This is a genomic window from Streptomyces sp. RP5T (assembly GCF_003933965.1).
Taxonomy (GTDB): Bacteria; Actinomycetota; Actinomycetes; order Streptomycetales; family Streptomycetaceae; genus Streptomyces.
This window is the reverse complement of the sequence record NZ_RSAJ01000757.1, coordinates 1-3,429: the sequence shown is the minus strand read 5'-3', so window position 1 is coordinate 3,429 and position 3,429 is coordinate 1. Positions and strand designations below refer to the sequence as shown.

General features: G+C 71.2%; 3 protein-coding genes and 1 pseudogene. 2 read left to right on the top strand and 2 right to left on the bottom strand.

Annotation, left to right across the window (positions count from 1 at the left end; genetic code table 11):
- Positions 1 to 1,324: FAD-dependent oxidoreductase (locus EHS43_RS40475; RefSeq protein ID WP_125195532.1), on the top strand; the 1,324-nt coding region annotated here is incomplete at its 5' end.
- On the opposite strand, the gene EHS43_RS40470 is transcribed toward EHS43_RS40475, so the two are convergent.
- Both EHS43_RS40470 and EHS43_RS40465 read right to left on the bottom strand, forming a co-directional pair.
- On the bottom strand, positions 1,321 to 2,253 hold the full coding sequence (locus EHS43_RS40470; RefSeq protein WP_125195531.1) for an LLM class F420-dependent oxidoreductase: 933 nt from the start codon (positions 2,251 to 2,253) through the stop codon (positions 1,321 to 1,323). The two genes, EHS43_RS40475 and EHS43_RS40470, sit on opposite strands and share 4 nt — an antisense overlap.
- Before the next feature lie 48 nt (positions 2,254 to 2,301).
- The gene (locus EHS43_RS40465; protein WP_125195530.1) at positions 2,302 to 2,988 is read right to left on the bottom strand and encodes a DUF5995 family protein; all 687 of its coding nucleotides are present in this window, start codon (positions 2,986 to 2,988) and stop codon (positions 2,302 to 2,304) included.
- A 100-nt stretch (positions 2,989 to 3,088) separates the two neighbouring features.
- On the opposite strand from EHS43_RS40465, the pseudogene EHS43_RS48465 reads away from it, so the two are divergent.
- A pseudogene (locus tag EHS43_RS48465) lies at positions 3,089 to 3,429 on the top strand (endoglucanase); the annotation flags it as partial.

Genomic DNA, 3,429 nt, shown 5'->3' with positions numbered 1-3,429 from the left:
GACCCGTCCCTTCCCCAACCCCCTCGCGGAGGCCACCCCTTCGACGGTCGTCGACCTCAAGGGCGAGTCCCACTACGCCGAGACCGTCGACGACCTCCCGCAGGTCTACCGCGATGTCGCCGAGGCCTGGAACCGGTGCCTGGAGGAGGGCGCCGACTTCAGCGACATGAACCGCGCCCTGCGCGAGCGGGACGTGCCGCGCATCCGCGAGATCTGGGCGCGGCTGGTCGAGAAGCTCGACAACCAGACCTTCTACGGCTTCCTCTGCGACTCGGAGGCCTTCAAGTCCTTCCGGCACCGCGAGATCTTCGGCCAGGTCGGCTTCGGCACCGGTGGCTGGGACACCGACTTCCCCAACTCCATCCTGGAGATCCTGCGGGTCGTCTACACCGAGGCCGACGACCACCACCGCGGGATCGTCGGCGGCTCGCAGCAGCTGCCGCTCAGGCTGTGGGAGCGCACGCCGGAGAAGATCGTGCACTGGGCGTACGGGACCTCGCTGGCGAGTCTGCACGAGGGCGGTGAGCCCCGCCCGGCCGTGACCCGGCTGCACCGCACGGCCGGCAACCGGATCACCGTGACCGACGCGCGAGGCGACATCCGCACCTACCGGGCGGCGATCTTCACCGCCCAGTCCTGGATGCTGCTCTCCAAGATCGCCTGTGACGACTCGCTCTTCCCGATCGACCACTGGACCGCGATCGAGCGCACCCACTACATGGAGTCCTCGAAGCTCTTCGTGCCCGTCGACCGGCCCTTCTGGCTGGACAAGGACGAGGACACCGGGCGGGACGTCATGTCGATGACCCTCACCGACCGCATGACCCGCGGGACCTACCTCCTGGACGACGGTCCGGACCGGCCCGCCGTCATCTGCCTCTCCTACACCTGGTGCGACGACAGCCTGAAGTGGCTGCCGCTGTCCGCGAACGAGCGGATGGAGGTCATGCTGAAGTCGCTCGGCGAGATCTATCCCAAGGTCGACATCAGGAAGCACATCATCGGCACCCCGGTGACCGTGTCGTGGGAGAACGAGCCCTACTTCATGGGCGCGTTCAAGGCCAACCTGCCCGGCCACTACCGCTACCAGCGGCGCCTGTTCACGCACTTCATGCAGGACGCGCTGCCCGAGGACAAGCGGGGCATCTTCCTCGCCGGCGACGACATCTCCTGGACGGCGGGCTGGGCCGAGGGCGCGATCCAGACCGCGCTGAACGCGGTCTGGGGCGTCATGCACCACTTCGGCGGCGAGACCGACGCGACCAACCCGGGCCCGGGAGACCTGTTCGCGGAGATAGCGCCGGTCGAACTGCCCGAGGACTAGATCCCGGCCGCGCGGACCGCTTCGTAGAGCTCGGCGGCCACGTCCTTGAGCTCCTCGGCGTCCCTTGCGCCGCCCTGGAGTTCGAGGAAGAACCCGTCGAGGCCGGTGCCGTCGACGTGGGCCGCGAGGTCCTCGACGATCTGCGCGGTGCTGCCCTGGAAGGGAGAGCGGTCCGTGCCGTCGTAGGCCTTGGGGGAGTGCCGGGCGTTGACCCGCACCATCGTCCCGATCGGTTCCGTGCGGCCCCGCTCGGCCGCCATGTCCTGCAACTGCCGCCACTGCTCGGCCAGTGGGTCCACGCCCATGGCGATGGGCATCCAGCCGTCGGCGCGGTCGACGAGCCGGGTCATCGCCTTCCTGCTGTTGGCGGGCAGCAGGATCGAGATCGGACGGGCGGGCTTGGGCGCCACCACGGCCGAGGCGATCTTCGTGATGCTGCCGTCGTACGTCACCGGATCCGGGCCCCACACCGCCCGGCAGACGCCGATGATCTCGTCCAGCACCCGGCCCCGCTCGGCGAACGGCGCCATGCCGCTCGCGGCGTACTCGTCGAGCGACCAGCCCGTGCCGAGGCCCGCCACCACCCGCCCGCCGCTCGCCGCGTCGAGTGTCGCGAGGGACTTGGCCAGCTGGAAGGGGTTGTGCAGCGGCGCCACCAGGACGCTCGTGCCGAGCCGGGCCCGCTCGGTCGACGCGGCCGCCAGGGTCAGCGTCACCAGGGGGTCGGGAACCCCGCGGTACATGTCGGGCCACGCCAGGCCCTCGATGCCGTACAGGCCCTGGGTCGCGGGCTCGGGGAACAGGGCCCGCTCGTAGACCCACAGGCTCTCGTAACCGATCCGTTCGGCTGCGCGGGCCACGTCGGGCACGTCACGTCCGATGTCGTACTGCTGTGCCTGGGGAAGGCTCAGTCCCAACCGGATGGCCATGTGTCCGCTCCTTCGCGTCGGTTCCACGGGCAAGGTTCTACAGGCAACTCAATCGGGGAGCGGGGTCAGCAGCATGCGCCCCGCGAACCCCACCGCTGTGTCCAGCCGCTCCGTGAACTCCCCGGCCACGTCGGGCAGTCCGCGCAGCGCCCACAGAGCCCGGGCCGCCGTCCAGGTGGCGTCGCGGGCCCGCTCCAGGCTCCAGGAGCCCAGCAGATGGGTGAGCGGGTCCGCGATCTGGAGGAGGTCGGGGCCCGGCATCAGATCCTCGCGGATGCGCTCCTCCAGCGAGACGAGGAGATCACCCACGCGGTCGAACTCGTCCTCCACGTCCACGGGTTCGCAGTCGAGGCTACGACAGGTGTCCACCACGGCCAGCGCCAGATCGTGCCCGATGTGCGCGTTGATGCCCGCGAGCGCGAACTGCAGGGGGCGTACACCGGGATGACGGCGGAACTGGAACAGCGGCCGCCAGCAGGCCGGCGGGCGGTGCTCGCGGGCGGCCGCGTCCACCGCCGCGAGGTAGCGCTCGGCGAACCGCACGTCCAGCGTGATCGCGGCCCGCGCGTCCCTGAACCGGCCCGTGTCCACGCACCGGTCGACCGCCTCGGTGACGGCGAGGTAGACGCGGTTGAAGACCGCCACGCCGTCCCGCTCCGGCAGGTCCTCCGCCAGGGCGCGCATACGGGAGACGACCGCGTCGAGGGGAGTGGTGAACTGTTCCAATTGCGCCATAGCGGCAGGGTCCCAGTCCTAGGCTGGCCGGCGTACCGGCGGGCCCGGCGCTTCCCCAGAACGGGGGAACGCGTCTCCCGCGCGAGGGGGGAGCGACAGGGTGTCAGGCTTACGCGCCCAGCGGCTGGCCGCGCGTCGCGCCGCGCGCAGGCGTGCCGTGGGCCGCGGTGCGATGGTCGCGGTGGCCTCCGTGGTGGCCGTCGTCGGCACCGCCACCGGAATGCTCTCCGCGCTCGGCGACCGCGACGGCTCGGACGAGGCGCGGCCGGGGCTGGTCGGTTCCTCCCCGGCCCCGAGTTCTCCGTCCGCCCTGCGGTCCCCGTCCGGGCCCGCCTCTCCCACCGCCTCCATGTCCACCTCTGCTGCCCCTTCCGCCTCCGTGGAGGCGAGCGCGTCCCCGTCCACCAGGAAGGCGAGCATCGGTTCCGCGAAGGCCCCCGC

Excerpts from the sequence above, each read along its gene's own strand:
- EHS43_RS40470 (WP_125195531.1), bottom strand. The coding sequence starts at position 2,253 with ATGGCCATCCGGTTGGGACTGAGCCTTCCCCAGGCACAGCAGTACGAC.
- EHS43_RS40465 (WP_125195530.1), bottom strand. The coding sequence starts at position 2,988 with ATGGCGCAATTGGAACAGTTCACCACTCCCCTCGACGCGGTCGTCTCC.